Genomic DNA, 12,314 nt, shown 5'->3' on the forward strand with positions numbered 1-12,314 from the left:
GGGGCCTAGCGCTTTCGTTCGAGCTGGTAGAGCGCGGGGAGGACTTCGCGCTCGATGAGCTGGCGCATGTCGAGGAAGGCGACGAAAGCGCGGGGATTGAGGTGGGTGCCGTGCTCGCACCGCCCGGCTTCGGGGAAGTCGCGGAGCTGGTCGTAGAGGCCCTTCAGGCGATCGTGCAGCGAGGTGTCGTCCATGGGGGCGATATGGGCGCTGCGGGGGTCGCTGTCAGCCCCAACGGCGGCAGGATGGCTGGCTGGGCGCGATAGGCCGCGCGAGGCCCCGCCTCGCCCCCGCGCGCCGCGCTTGCCCCCACACCTCGCCCGCGCGCTTCAGGTGCTGGAACTACGCAGTCCCAGGCTGATCGATGCGGTAGATTTGCTGATTAAGTGGGAGGTTTGGCCAAGCGCGAATTGACGCGTGTTGTCTCTCGCTTCTTAACACAGCCAACGACTTGGGGGAATAGGGGGAGGTCGGGAAACGCCTCACATTCCTCACATGCCAAATTATGGGCACTCAAACCCGCAGAAATCTGCCGTTTCTTATGTGATGACTAGAACATCACCTCACCTCACATTGCTCCTCACCTTTCTCAAGAATGGCGGATTTCCGCGCTTTTTCATTCCTCACATGTGATGATCGATAAACCTCACATGATGATGAATAGGTGAGGCAGTTTGTGAGGCTCCAAACCCGCAGAAATCAGCCAATGTGATGAATGTGAGGAGCTTCCCGATACCCCCCTGCACCTTTGGCGCGGAGGTACGCATGCGCATAAGCAAGAGAATGCCTCGGCATCTCTCATCGGCCATCGGAAGGTTAGACAAGCGGATCGGGAAGTGGCGGGATTGCGTAGGTCAGGCTTGGTCGGTTAGCCAACGTAAGTGTCGGAGACCAAAGGGGATGCGCAGACCCTCCACTCCTGCCACGTTCCGCTGAGGAACGCTGCGCCGTTTCCCACTTTCGTGAGTTTGCCGTGGCCTGCGCCGCCTGCATGGTGCGGCGGCAAGCCACCCCTCCTGCCGAAAGCCCCAGCCATGACCGTCAAAGCCTATGCCGCCGAGGCCGCCGACAAGCCGCTCGGGCCTTTCGCCATCGAACGCCGGGAAGCCGGCCCCAACGACGTGGTGATCGAGATCGCCTATTGCGGCGTCTGCCATTCGGACCTGCACACCGTGCGCAGCGAATGGGGCGGCACGCTCTACCCTTGCGTTCCGGGGCACGAAATCGTCGGCACGGTCAGCGCGGTCGGCAGCGCCGTCACCCGATTCGCGGCTGGTGACACAGTCGGCGTCGGCTGCATCGTCGATAGCTGCCGCACCTGCGCCGCCTGCGGTGAGGGGTTGGAGCAGTTCTGCGCCAGCGGGATGACCGGCACCTACAATTCCCCCACCCCCGATGCGCCCGGCCATACGCTGGGCGGCTATTCCGAGCGGATCGTCGTCGATCAGGCCTATGTCCTCGCCATCCGCCACCCGAAGGAACAGCTCGCCGCCGTCGCGCCGCTGCTCTGCGCCGGGATCACCACCTGGTCGCCGCTGCGCCACTGGCAGGCGGGTCCGGGCAAGCGCGTCGGCGTCGTCGGCATCGGCGGGCTCGGCCATATGGGCATCAAGCTCGCCCGCGCGCTCGGCGCCGAAGTGACCGGCTTCACCACCAATCCCGCCAAGGCGCAGGCCATCCACGATCTCGGCGCGCATCATGTCGTCGTCTCGACCGACAAGGCCGCGATGAAGGCCGCGCGCGAGAGCCTCGATCTCATCATCAACACTGTCTCGCACAGCCACGATCTCGATCCCTTCCTCCTCACCCTGAAGCGCGACGGGACGATGGTCATGGTCGGCGGCCCCGAAAAGCCGCACCCGATGCCCACGCTGTTCCATTTCCTCACGCGCCGCCGCAGCCTGGCCGGCTCGTTGATCGGCGGCATCGCGGAGACGCAGGAAATGCTCGATTTCTGCGCGGAGCACGGCGTCGTCTCCGATATCGAACTGATTCGCATGGAGGAAATCGAGGCCGCCTATGCGCGCATGCTGAAGAGCGACGTGCGCTATCGCTTCGTGATCGATACGGCGACGATCTAGCCGCGTCCTGCGGTTGCCCGGGCCGGACACGAACAAGGCTCCGCCCATGCTCTTGCCAAATTCCGGCCTTGCGCCTAAATGCGTGGCTCTTCCGACATCGGAAACTTCACCTGCCCCTCCCGGACCTGTCCGGGGCGGCGATGAGGCCTAGGCGGAAGCCGTGAAGGCGCCCCTCCCGGCGCAAGCGAGAGCAGGACGACGTGATGGCAAAGTTGAGCCCCGGTGAATTCATCAATCAGGTCCGCGCCGAAGCGCGCAAGGTGATCTGGCCGACCCGCGCCGAGACGACCACGACCGCCATCTTCGTCGGCATCATGATGCTCATCCTCGCGGTGTTCTTCCTCGGCATCGATTCGATTTTCAGCCTGATCGTGCGCTCGCTGCTGTCGCTGGCCTGATCTTCGGCGCCTGATCACACGACCCAATTCAAGGACTGCCCCATGGCCCGCTGGTACATCATCCACGCTTATTCCGGCTTCGAGAACAAGGTGAAGGAAGCGATCCTTTCCGAAGCCGAACGCATCGGCCTCTCGCAGCTGGTCGAAGCGGTCGAAGTGCCGACCGAAACCGTGACCGAAGTGAAGCGCGGCAAGAAGGTCCAGGTCGAGCGCAAGTTCATGCCGGGCTACGTCCTCGCCAAGCTGGCGATGAACGACGATATCTACCACCTTGTGAAGAACACCCCCAAGGTCACCGGGTTCCTCGGCAACAACAACAAGCCGCAGCCGATTTCCGACAAGGAAGCCGCCCGCTACTTCGGCGCGCGCGAAGCTGCCGCCGCCGAACCGCGCAAGCAGGTGCTGGTGGATTACGAGATCGGCGATTCGGTCAAGGTCAACGCCGGCCCGTTCGCCTCGTTCAACGGCACGGTGGAAGAACTCGATTTCGAGAAGCAGCGCGTCAAGGTCGCCGTCTCGATCTTCGGCCGCGCCACGCCGGTGGAACTGAGCTTCGAGGAAGTCGAACTGGTGAAGTGAGGGGTGGGGGCAGCTGCCCCCGCTTCAACTTGGCGACCAGCCGCCGATTTCCTCATCGTTCAGCGGCTCGTCGAACGAACCGGCCAACGCGATCCGCCCTTTGAGCGCGCCAAACTGGCGTTGCCCGCGCGGGGTGATCGGCACCAGCCGAACCGCCGGGATGTCGTCCCGAGCAATCACCACCACTTCATGTGCGAGGGCCTCGTCGATTAGACGAGACAGGTTGGCTGCGGCTTCAGGAACCGAGTAAAGCGTCATGGACTGCTCCTTGGCCAGCCATCATCTCAGCGTGCGCCAGGCGCTTCACGAGTCATCCCCAAACCGGAAGTTCCGTTCCGCGACATGGCCGAGCCTTAGCTCGTCAGGAACATGAAGCCCGCATAATGAGTGAAGTTCAGGTATTCTGGGCAATACATCGCTGAGTGATCGATGAAGCCGGTCTGTATTGCGATGCCACTTTACCAAATCCGGATAATCCGTGCCACCGCAGGAGCCCGAATTAGGGTTCACATAAGCTGTCGCTGTTATCCGCAAACCCTAAGTAAGCTGTCACCATAACTCCAGGCGATTTCGCCAATGGATGCGAATTTAAGGGACGTGTATGATTAGAAATCATTTGGCATTACTTATATCGCTTCACCGAGAAGGAATATCTTCTGCTCAGTGGATGTTCCAAATCTTATATCAAGAGACTTAAATACGATTTCTTGCTCAGAAAGATTTGATTGTCCCTTTGGAGGCTCTTGGCAATCTTCGCCTATGGCCTTAAACTTAATGTGATCTCCGATGGAAACATCTCCTTCGGGGAAAACAAACTTCTCTCCGGTTTGTTCATCTTTGAACTCAGGGGCAATAATGAAAGTCGCAACAACTGAATTTTTTTCCGATCTCACAAGGCAATGCGCAGTTGCCAGCCACGTTCTCTGCTGGCGTCCTGCTGGAACAGGATCTGGAATAACCTCATTAGTTCCAATTTGCTGTGTCTTTGGCTGACTCAGGGACAAGTCCGCGAACATTATGACCGGATTACCGTCTAATGCGAAAAACACCCACCCCCGACCAACAATGCGCGAAAGTACAGCCTCGTCCTTCTTCGCAAGTATTTCCCCGGCAGTGACAGTGCATACAGGACAAGATGCCTTTGTGACGAGACTTCCCACCCCCTCATAAAACTTATCTTTATCAAGTGTAACTGCGCCAGCGACGGTTTTGATAGTCGCTGGGATAGGGTTTAGGCTGTCTACTGTATTTTGTCCGATTCGTATTTCTGGAATATAATCTTTAGGCTTGCTCGGAAGGGTGATCTTGGGACCCTTTATTTTAATTCTCCATCCAGCATTTGCAGCAGAGGAAGAAATAAAAAGCGCCCCAATCAACAAAGAAGCAAATATGCGCTTCATTTGGTCACCCTCCTATCTTACCGAATCTTTATAGCGCTTCATATTTTTGCCGTCAATCGGCGCAAATAGTGCTTTGCTAAATATTTGGATTACGGTGACACTTTACTAAATCCCCAAACCCATCCACCACCCGCACCTCTTAGCTAACCTCGGCAAGTCAGGCTGAGCAAGCCTGCTTCCTCAAGTCCTTTAGTGCAGCGCTGCGCCCTTGCCCTCCTCCCCATTTGTGCGTGCCGCAAGAATGGGGAGGATTGTCGCCTTGTTGCTCTGGATTGCTTCGCTCCGCTCGCAATGACGAAGGGTGAAGGACTGACGAAGAGTTTGAAAATTCGCGGGAAAAGTATGGGGATGCAAGGTTGGTAACCCTTGCCCGCCGGAGGCCATCACCGCCCCTCTGCCCTCGCCGAAGCCGCAGCGCAGGCGCCATTTTCCTACTTCGCCCGAATCTGCGATAAGGTGCCTCGCGCTCCGGCGCGGCTCTTTCTGATCGTCAGCCAGCCCGGAAAATGCGCGCGCAAAGCGTGTCCGGTTGTCGCCTTGGGCAAAAGCGCAATCATATCAAGGAAATACAGGAAAAATTTGTAGGTGACACTGGTGTAACTTGTGTCACCCTGGATCTGTCCCGCAATGGGCCGCCCCCTTCACGGCTTGATCCCATAATGCGCGTAGAAATGCCCCACATCCGGGAACACCGTCTTCGCCGCCTTGCTCAGCGCCGCTGCCTTGGCCTTGTCGCCCATACGGTCTGCCACGATTGAAGCCATGAACAGCGATGCCGTTTGCTCCGGCTCCGCTGCCAGCGCGGCTTCGTAGTCCGCCATAGCTTCCTTCAGGCGGCCGGCGCGGAAGTGCACCAGCGCGCGGCTGTCCATGTACATGGCCGGATCGGAATCGAGCTCGATCGCCTTGTTGCAATCGCTGAGCGCGGTATCGAGCGCGGTGTTGCGAAGGCCCAGATACCAGCAGCGCGCATTGCGCAGCTTGGCGGATGAGCCGCGCTTCTCGAGCGCCTCGTCGAGCATCGCCAGCGCCTCGTCATGCCGGTCGGCCTGTTCCAGCCGGTCGACTTTCTCGAGGAAGTTCGAAAGCCCGTCGTCGGTGGTGATGTCGAGGTCGGTCGGCAGCAGCTCCAGCCCTTCGTCGATCTTGCCCGCCTCGATCAGATCATGGGCAAGGCTGCTGCGCGCATCGGCATTGCCCTGTTCGAGGTCATAGGCCGCTTGCGTATCGGCCAGCGAACCCGCGCGGTTGCCCAGCTTGGAGCGCAAGGAAGACCGCTTGAGATGGCGATCCGCCGAGGCATCGAGCGCGATGGCGCGGGTATAGTCGGCTTCGGCGGCGGCCCAGTTGAACAGGGTCCGCTCGAACCAGGCGCGGTCGGTCAGGCGGGTCGCGTCGTCGGGCTTGTCGGCAATGCGCGCGTCGAAAATCGCGCGGACCTTGGCCAGCGCCGGGCTGCCCTTGCGCCGCGCCACATCGTCCCACCACTTCGGGTAGGAGGGATCGAGCGAGAGGCGCGCGGTGCGCTCCATCGCATCGGAAATCGCCTTGGCGGTGCTGCTCGCCTTGTCGGGCGCGATCTCGGCCCCGCTTTCGCGTGAGACGATCTCTTCGGAAAGCGTGCCCCCCGCCAGCGTCAGGCGGCGCTGCCAGTTCGCGGCGGGCAGGTCGAGGCTGCCGGGATCGCCGCCGCTCAGCGTCACGCCCTTGCCCGCATCGGGCAGGATCCAAGACGTGCGCAGCCGCGCGTGCCACGGCTCGCTGATCAGCGCCGGGATCGCGCGCCAAGCCGCCCGGTCGCGCGGGGCATCGTAGCTGATCTTGAGGCCCGGCGGCACGGCGAGCGCATAGTGCCCGTCGCGGTACTTCCAGTCCGGATAGGCGATGCCGTCGAAGTCCAGCGTCCACACGCCGGCCTCGGCATCCCAGGTCGAGCGCGGTTTGCCGACGAAGGTGTTGCCGACCCAACTGGTGGCGGCCTTCTCGGCAAAGCTCGTCAGTTTCTCGTCATAACTCGGGCCCGGATCGACTTTGTAGGCCGCCGCATAAGAGCCGTTGTAGCGCAGCGTCAGATGATAAGGCGTCGCGAGGTGCGGCCCGGCGGTCATGTCGTAGGACAGGTTCGCGTCGATATCGGGCCGGGCATGCGCGCGCAGCGGCAGGGCAAACAGCGCGGGCTTGCTGCCCTCGATCGTCCCGCCCATCGGCAAGACCCAGCCGTAGCGCGGCACGTCGCGGATATCGGCAAGGCGCGAGCCCAGCATCGTGCCGTCGAGCCAGAAGTCCTCCTCGCCCACTTTGGCGTGCACGAAGACATGGTCGAACGCGAGCGCGGCGGGCACCAGATCGGGCACTGCATCGCCGCGCTTGCTGTTTGCCATCACCGGCTCTGCCTTGATCCCCAGCCGATCGAGCACGGCGAGCAGCAGCAGCGTCTTCGCCTTGCAATCGCCATAGCGCTTGGCCCAGGTATCGGTGGGGGCTTGCGGCACATAGTTGCCATTGCCCATCGCGATCAGCTCGTAGCGCACCTCGTCCTGCACCAGCCGCAGCGCATCGGCCATGCGGGTGACCGGATCGGGCGTGCGCGCGGCAATCGCATCGACCCGCGCGGCAAGGTCCGAGCCCGCCGGGATCGTGTCCTTCACCGCATAGAGCGGCGCCATGACCTTGGCGACGGCCGCCCAGTCGGGGAAGCTGGTGAACTGCAGCAGGGGCAGAGGCGTGAACCGGCTCGGCGCGTTCTTGGCCGCATCAGGCAGTTTGGCGACGGGGAGCGGCACCACGATCTCGGTCCATGTGCCGTCGATGGGTTTCGCCACCGGCGTAACCCCCGGGGCGAGCGATTTCACCGTCAGCGGGCTGGCCGTCTTCCACACCAGCCGCGCGCGGCCGAAGCCGACCTTGAGCGGTGCGGGCAGCAGCACGAGGCCATCCTGCACATGCCCCGCCAGTGCGGTGTCGCGCTCGGAAATGCTGAACACCATGCGCAGCACATCGCCCACGCGCAGGCCTTCGATGTGCTTCACCGCCGTGAGCTGGCCATCGACCATCAACCGTTCGAGCCCCGCTTCGCGCCGGATCACCGTGATGCCCTCGCCTTTGCCGAGCGCATCGATCACCTGATCACCGCGGATGATCTCCAGTTTGTGCAGCGTGAGGTCGCCGTGGTCGGGCTGCCAGCCGAGCGTGAGCGTGCCCATTTGCTGCAGCGCCTCGGGGCTTGAGGCTTGGCGCATGGTGTCGATGTAGACCGTTGTCGTGTCGCCATCGACCTGCACCTGCTCGTCGAAGCGCACCGCGCTGTCGGCCTTGACCACGGGCGGGGCCGGGGTGACCCATGTCGGCACCGGGCCAACGAGCACCTTGTCTCCGGCGTGGACCGCCGTGCTGGCGAGCGCGGAAAGAACGACTGCGCCGAAAAGTTTTTTGTGCAAGGGAGGCCCCGAAAGATCGATCAACACCCAAGGGATAACCGAACACCGCGAAAGCGCAACGACTGGTCGCACCGAATTGGCCGCTGCACTGCGCGCCTTCGCACCATTGCCAAACCGGTGTTCCCCCGCTATGCGCCCCCACTTCCGGTGGGGCCTGCGCCTCGCCTGATTCCATGCGGGAGGGTGCCTCGGCATCCGTCTGACCGCTCACTCTGCGGGGTCGCCAATTCCTTTGGCGCCTCCAACAGGACGAAAGGAGGCCCCTCGTGGCCAAGAAGATTGATGGTTACATCAAGCTGCAGGTTGCAGCCGGTGAAGCGAAGCCCTCGCCGCCGATCGGGCCCGCGCTCGGTCAGCGCGGTGTCAACATCATGGGTTTCTGCAAGGAATTCAACGCCGCCACCCAGGAGATCGAAAAGGGCACTCCGCTGCCCACGATCATCACGGTCTATTCGGACAAGTCGTTCACCTTCGTGACGAAGACGCCGCCGGCCACCTTCCTCATCAAGAAGGTGCTGGGCCTCAAGTCGGGCTCGAAGGAGCCCGGCAAGGTCTCGGCGGGCAAGATCACCCGCGCGCAGCTCGCCGAAGTCGCCGCGATGAAGATGAAGGATCTGAACGCCAACGACGAAGACGCCGCGATCAAGATCATCGAAGGCTCGGCGCGCGCCATGGGCCTGCAGGTGGAGGGCTGATCCGATGAAGACGACCAAGAACAAGAAGGCCCTCGCGGAAAAGCTGGGCGACAACCAGAAGCTCTACAAGGTTGATGAGGCGATCCAGCTCCTCAAGGACCTCAAGCGCACCAAGTTCGACGAGACCATCGAAGTCGCGCTGAACCTCGGCGTCGATCCGCGCCACGCCGACCAGATGGTCCGCGGCATGGTCACGCTGCCTTCGGGCACCGGCAAGGACGTCAAGGTCGCCGTGTTCGCGCGCGGTGACAAGGCTGAAGCCGCGCTCGCCGCCGGCGCTGACCGCGTCGGTGCGGAAGACCTGCTCGAGGACATGCAGAACGGCAACCTCGACTATGGCCGCGTGATCGCGACGCCCGACATGATGGGCATCGTCGGCCGCCTCGGCAAGGTGCTGGGCCCCAAGGGCCTGATGCCGAACCCGAAGCTCGGCACCGTCACCCCGAACGTTGCTGACGCGGTCAAGGCTGCCAAGGCCGGCCAGATCGAGTTCCGCGTCGAAAAGGCGGGCATCATCCACGGCGGCATCGGCAAGATGAGCTTCTCGAACGAGGCGCTGCGCGCCAACTTCGATGCCTTCGTCGATGCGATCGTCAAGGCGAAGCCCGCCGGCGCCAAGGGCAAGTACCTGCGCAAGGTCGGTCTGTCCTCGTCGATGGGCCCCGGCCTCAAGGTCGATGTGGCGGAAGTCCACGGCGGCTGATTTACAGCTTTGCTGACATACGAAAGGCCGGGAGGGGAAACCTTCCCGGCCTTTTGCGTTTCAGCGGCCTTGGACCAGCGGCGAGGTATACGCCGGGTCGTGCGCGAACGGCAGCGATGCGCCGGTCCGAAGCGCTTCCAGCACGGCCGCAAAGTCCGTCTGCGCGCGCCAGCCCAGCTCGCGTTCGGCTAGCGCCGGATCATAGACCCGCCCCAGGCTTCTCGGCATTTCCCAGCCGCGCGCTGCAAACAGCGCGTCGGCGTGAGGAAACCGCTCCCGGATGATCGCCGCAGCATCAGCCTTCAACGCCGCTGCATCCTCCCGCACAAATGGTGTCGGCGCGCTCACCAGATAGAGCCCGAAACCCAGCTCCGGCGCTTTCTCGAGCGCCCTGACATGCGCCGCGGCCGCGTCCTCCACCGTCAGCCGCCGGTGCAGCAATTCGATCGCCTTCAAGTTCTCGCCGGAAGGCCGCTTGTGCGTATCGTCATCCTCGGGAAAGAACCGCGATGTCCGCAGCACCACGCAAGCCAGCCCGTGCTCTGCCGCGTAAAGCCGGCACAAACCTTCCGCCGCCAGCTTGGTCACACCATAGATATTGCGGGGTGCGAGCGGCCCGGTCTGCTCGTCGAGCCAAACCGCCTCGGGTGCGTTTTCGCGCCTGATCGCCTCGCTGATCATCAGCGATGTGGTGGAGGTCATCACAAAGCGGTCGTGCCCCGCCGCCTTTGCTGCCTCGAGCAGGTTGAGCGTGCCGGTCACGTTCACATCGATGAAGGTCTGCGCCGGATAGCGCGCGATATCGGGCTTGTGCAGCGCCGCTGCGTGCACCACCGCGTCGATCCCCAGACCCATCGCCCGGTCGACCACCGCGCGGCTGGCGATCGTGCCCACGACATGCGTTTCCGGGCCGGGCGCCGCATCAAGACCCGTCACCGTATGCCCTGCCGCGCGCAGAGCCGGGGCGAGAAAACGGCCGAGCCAGCCGGAGGAGCCGGTCAGAAGAACGCGCATCAGGAAGTCCCCTTGGCCAGATTGGCCCGCGTATAGCACTCCGTCACGAAGCTGATCCCGCGTCCGTCGCTGAGCCGCAGCACGGCCTTGTGCGAGAGCACCGTCCCTGCCGGGCACTCCGCCGCTCTCCCCCGTCGGCTCTCAAGCCGTTCGCGATGGAAACCCAGCGGCCGCACCACTGTGCCGAACGGCGTGCGCGTTGTCTCCAGTGTGGTGTTCATGGCCGGGGTCAATCGCGCCGGCACGTACCAATTCTTTGCATCGGACAGCACGGCATCACCGCAGCGTAGGCGCACATGGCGATAGGCCAGCGGCTCCTCGGGCCCGACGCCGAGCGCCGTGCGGATGGCGGGCGAGGCGGCTTCCCGTTCGCTGCGATCACTCTCCGCTTGGACTACTGCCGGCGCGGCGATTCCACGCGTGGCACACCATTGCTGCAATGCCGCCGTGGCACTGTCATTGGTGGCGAGCGTGCGTTCGAAACGGGAGAGCGTGGGGGAGCAGGCGGTCAGTGCCAGCCCCAGCCCGATCAGCACCAGCACCATCCCGCGCGACACGAACGGGATATGGGATGGTGTGCGGGGCAGGAGGCTCAAATGCCCCCCGGCACGGCCTCGCGGCCCAGTGCGGTCAGTCCCTCCACCAGAACCCCGGACACAGCATCCAGCACCGCCTGATCGGTCGAACGGATCACGAAATTCGCGCCCACCTTGCCCTCGCGGAAGAAGGGATAGCTGCCGATCTGGCACCCATCGTGCGCCTTTTCGGTCTCGCGCAGCAGGTCCGCCACTTCGCTTTCCGCCACCCAGCAACCGACCGTCGTCGAAAGCAGCGGAGCGCCGCCCTCCAGCGTCCCGGTAAGGCCATCGAGCATTTGGGCAGTGATTCCCGGCACGCCCGCCATCAGGAACACGTTGCCGACCTGGATCCCCGGCGCGCCCGAAAGCCGGTTGGGGATGAGGTCCGCGCCTTCCGGCACCCGCGCCATGCGCAGCCGAGCCGGATTGATGCCGCCGCGCGTCTCGTAATAGCGCGTCAGCATCGCCTCGGCCTCCGGATGAATCACCACCGGCACGCCCAGCGCCTCGGCCACCGCGTCCACCGTGATGTCATCATGCGTCGGCCCGATGCCGCCCGTGGTGAAGAGATAGTCATTGCGCGCCCGCAGCGCGTTCACCGCCTCGATGATCGCGGCCATATCATCCGGCACCACGCGCACTTCGCGCAGGCGAATGCCCTGCACCCCCAGCCACGTCGCGACTTGCGCGATGTTCTTGTCATGCGTGCGGCCGGAAAGAATCTCATCGCCCACGACGATGAGTGCGGCGGTCCAGATGCGGGAGGTTTGGGTCATGCGCGCAGCGATAGCGCAAACCGGGTGCGGCGCAATGGGGCTTTCGCGCAGGGTGGAGTTGATGGTCTGTCAGTCGAGGCTTGGGCGGGAAGAGACCCTCAAAATGGACGTAAAAGCTCATGTGAGGACATTGCAACCAAAGGCGTGTTGATTGAAAATACCGACCACCCCGTGGAGTCGTCAATCATGCCCGTACCTGCTGTGCTTCAAGGCGCTTCCTACGCTCATGTCTGGACTGGTCAGCTTGATGTCACAGGTAAGTCAGTCGGTGGACAGGCTCCCGTCAAAGAGCGTAACTTCATTACTTATATTGAGGTGCGCGAACAGGGCGCTCACGATCCCGAGATCAGGTCACTGTGGCAGGAAATCATCAGGCAAAACCCTGGTTCGCCAGCACCAAGGCCAATGCATGAAGGGCGTGTCAATCCGCGCAATGCTCCAGCGACACGGTTGACCTACTATCAGACGCATGGCCAGATGGCAGCTTCAATGGCCTCACAAGAATTGACGAGAAAATGGGATCAAAATCGAACTAACAATACTGTCTTTACCAGAGGTATGGCCCATCAACTTACGCAGCTGAGAACACCGGGAATAAAAGGGGCCACGGATCGGCCGGTAGCACCGGATTAAAAATGGGCCAGTCCTGCTAG

13 protein-coding genes are annotated in these 12,314 nt (G+C 62.7%); 6 read left to right on the forward strand and 7 right to left on the reverse strand.

The window, feature by feature from the left end:
- Positions 1-5: 5 nt before the first annotated feature.
- Positions 6-194: a hypothetical protein gene (locus tag K5Q19_RS01280; RefSeq protein ID WP_292940082.1), complete on the reverse strand. Its 189-nt coding sequence runs from the start codon at positions 192-194 to the stop codon at positions 6-8.
- 840 nt (positions 195-1,034) lie between these two features.
- Between K5Q19_RS01280 and K5Q19_RS01285 the strand changes: the two genes are divergently transcribed.
- The 3 genes from K5Q19_RS01285 to nusG all read left to right on the forward strand — a co-directional run bounded on the left by K5Q19_RS01285 (position 1,035) and on the right by nusG (position 3,058).
- Positions 1,035-2,081, forward strand: a complete 1,047-nt coding sequence (locus tag K5Q19_RS01285) for an NAD(P)-dependent alcohol dehydrogenase (RefSeq protein WP_292940085.1) — start codon at positions 1,035-1,037, stop codon at positions 2,079-2,081.
- Positions 2,082-2,284: 203 nt separating this feature from the next.
- A complete protein-coding gene (gene secE / locus K5Q19_RS01290) occupies positions 2,285-2,479 on the forward strand; it encodes a preprotein translocase subunit SecE (RefSeq protein WP_292940088.1) in 195 nt (64 codons plus the stop codon).
- Between the two features lie 42 nt (positions 2,480-2,521).
- A complete protein-coding gene (gene nusG, locus K5Q19_RS01295) occupies positions 2,522-3,058 on the forward strand; it encodes a transcription termination/antitermination protein NusG (protein WP_067906232.1) in 537 nt (178 codons plus the stop codon).
- Positions 3,059-3,082: 24 nt separating this feature from the next.
- Here the strand turns inward: nusG and K5Q19_RS01300 are convergent, their stop codons facing one another.
- The 3 genes from K5Q19_RS01300 to K5Q19_RS01310 form a co-directional block, all read right to left on the reverse strand.
- Positions 3,083-3,316 (reverse strand): antitoxin, encoded by a 234-nt coding sequence (locus tag K5Q19_RS01300; protein ID WP_292940091.1) that lies wholly within the window; start codon positions 3,314-3,316, stop codon positions 3,083-3,085.
- Between the two features lie 368 nt (positions 3,317-3,684).
- Positions 3,685-4,458, reverse strand: a complete 774-nt coding sequence (locus K5Q19_RS01305; RefSeq protein ID WP_292940094.1) for a hypothetical protein — start codon at positions 4,456-4,458, stop codon at positions 3,685-3,687.
- Between the two features lie 641 nt (positions 4,459-5,099).
- The gene (locus tag K5Q19_RS01310; protein WP_292940096.1) at positions 5,100-7,895 is read right to left on the reverse strand and encodes a DUF3857 domain-containing protein; all 2,796 of its coding nucleotides are present in this window, start codon (positions 7,893-7,895) and stop codon (positions 5,100-5,102) included.
- 266 nt (positions 7,896-8,161) lie between these two features.
- On the opposite strand from K5Q19_RS01310, the gene rplK reads away from it, so the two are divergent.
- On the forward strand, positions 8,162-8,590 hold the full coding sequence (gene rplK, locus K5Q19_RS01315; RefSeq protein ID WP_054122559.1) for a 50S ribosomal protein L11: 429 nt from the start codon (positions 8,162-8,164) through the stop codon (positions 8,588-8,590).
- A 4-nt stretch (positions 8,591-8,594) separates the two neighbouring features.
- A complete protein-coding gene (gene rplA / locus K5Q19_RS01320) occupies positions 8,595-9,293 on the forward strand; it encodes a 50S ribosomal protein L1 (protein ID WP_292940099.1) in 699 nt (232 codons plus the stop codon).
- 60 nt (positions 9,294-9,353) lie between these two features.
- On the opposite strand, the gene K5Q19_RS01325 is transcribed toward rplA, so the two are convergent.
- Genes K5Q19_RS01325 through K5Q19_RS01335 form a run of 3 tightly spaced genes read right to left on the reverse strand, consistent with a single transcriptional unit; the run spans position 9,354 to position 11,661 of the window.
- Positions 9,354-10,307, reverse strand: a complete 954-nt coding sequence (locus tag K5Q19_RS01325; RefSeq protein ID WP_292940102.1) for an NAD(P)-dependent oxidoreductase — start codon at positions 10,305-10,307, stop codon at positions 9,354-9,356.
- Entirely contained in the window at positions 10,307-10,903 is a 597-nt protein-coding gene (locus K5Q19_RS01330) for a hypothetical protein (protein WP_292940105.1), read from the reverse strand. The genes K5Q19_RS01325 and K5Q19_RS01330 overlap by 1 nt, the downstream gene beginning before the upstream one ends.
- Positions 10,900-11,661, reverse strand: coding sequence for a molybdopterin-binding protein (locus K5Q19_RS01335; protein ID WP_292940108.1), 762 nt, complete (start codon positions 11,659-11,661; stop codon positions 10,900-10,902). The genes K5Q19_RS01330 and K5Q19_RS01335 overlap by 4 nt, the downstream gene beginning before the upstream one ends.
- 147 nt (positions 11,662-11,808) lie before the next feature.
- Between K5Q19_RS01335 and K5Q19_RS01340 the strand changes: the two genes are divergently transcribed.
- Entirely contained in the window at positions 11,809-12,294 is a 486-nt protein-coding gene (locus tag K5Q19_RS01340; RefSeq protein ID WP_292940111.1) for a hypothetical protein, read from the forward strand.
- The last annotated feature ends 20 nt before the right edge of the window (positions 12,295-12,314 follow it).

The organism is Novosphingobium sp. (assembly GCF_019748365.1).
Lineage (GTDB): Bacteria > Pseudomonadota > Alphaproteobacteria > Sphingomonadales > Sphingomonadaceae > Novosphingobium.

Bases quoted from the DNA above. Each gene is read 5' to 3' on its own strand.
- K5Q19_RS01280 (WP_292940082.1), bottom strand. From the start codon at position 194: ATGGACGACACCTCGCTGCACGATCGCCTGAAGGGCCTCTACGACCAG.
- K5Q19_RS01285 (WP_292940085.1), top strand. From the start codon at position 1,035: ATGACCGTCAAAGCCTATGCCGCCGAGGCCGCCGACAAGCCGCTCGGG.
- secE (WP_292940088.1), top strand. From the start codon at position 2,285: ATGGCAAAGTTGAGCCCCGGTGAATTCATCAATCAGGTCCGCGCCGAA.
- nusG (WP_067906232.1), top strand. From the start codon at position 2,522: ATGGCCCGCTGGTACATCATCCACGCTTATTCCGGCTTCGAGAACAAG.
- K5Q19_RS01300 (WP_292940091.1), bottom strand. From the start codon at position 3,316: ATGACGCTTTACTCGGTTCCTGAAGCCGCAGCCAACCTGTCTCGTCTA.
- K5Q19_RS01305 (WP_292940094.1), bottom strand. From the start codon at position 4,458: ATGAAGCGCATATTTGCTTCTTTGTTGATTGGGGCGCTTTTTATTTCT.
- rplA (WP_292940099.1), top strand. From the start codon at position 8,595: ATGAAGACGACCAAGAACAAGAAGGCCCTCGCGGAAAAGCTGGGCGAC.
- K5Q19_RS01325 (WP_292940102.1), bottom strand. From the start codon at position 10,307: ATGCGCGTTCTTCTGACCGGCTCCTCCGGCTGGCTCGGCCGTTTTCTC.
- K5Q19_RS01335 (WP_292940108.1), bottom strand. From the start codon at position 11,661: ATGACCCAAACCTCCCGCATCTGGACCGCCGCACTCATCGTCGTGGGC.